This window comes from Billgrantia ethanolica, from assembly GCF_021404305.1.
Taxonomy (GTDB): domain Bacteria; phylum Pseudomonadota; class Gammaproteobacteria; order Pseudomonadales; family Halomonadaceae; genus Halomonas; species Halomonas ethanolica.
In genome coordinates this window covers 1-277 of the sequence record NZ_JABFTX010000061.1, presented here as the reverse complement: position 1 = coordinate 277, position 277 = coordinate 1, and the positions used below count along the sequence as shown (strand labels likewise).

Below are 277 nucleotides of genomic sequence, written 5' to 3'. Positions count from 1 at the left end.
GCACGCCATTCAACGCCGCTACCTGAGAAGCGGCGTCGCCCACCTGCTCGGTGCGGATCTCGCGGCTGACGTCGTCGCCTTCGAGCAGCACGCGGGTGCTCTCCGCCTCGGCGACAAACACCACGTCGAGACCGGCAGCAACCCGTTCCAGCGCGGCTTCGTCATCCAGCGCCACGCCGTGGCGCTGGGCCGCCAGCGCGGTCAGCCGGTACAGCGCACCGCTGTCGAGCAGATGCCAGCCCAGGCGCTCGGCGACCAGACGGCTGATGGTGCCCTT

General features: G+C 70.4%; 1 protein-coding gene. It reads right to left on the bottom strand.

Features of this window, described 5'->3' with window-relative positions; translation table 11 throughout:
• The coding region (locus tag HOP53_RS21505; RefSeq protein WP_234271887.1) for a (d)CMP kinase at positions 1 to 277 on the bottom strand (277 nt) is incomplete at both ends.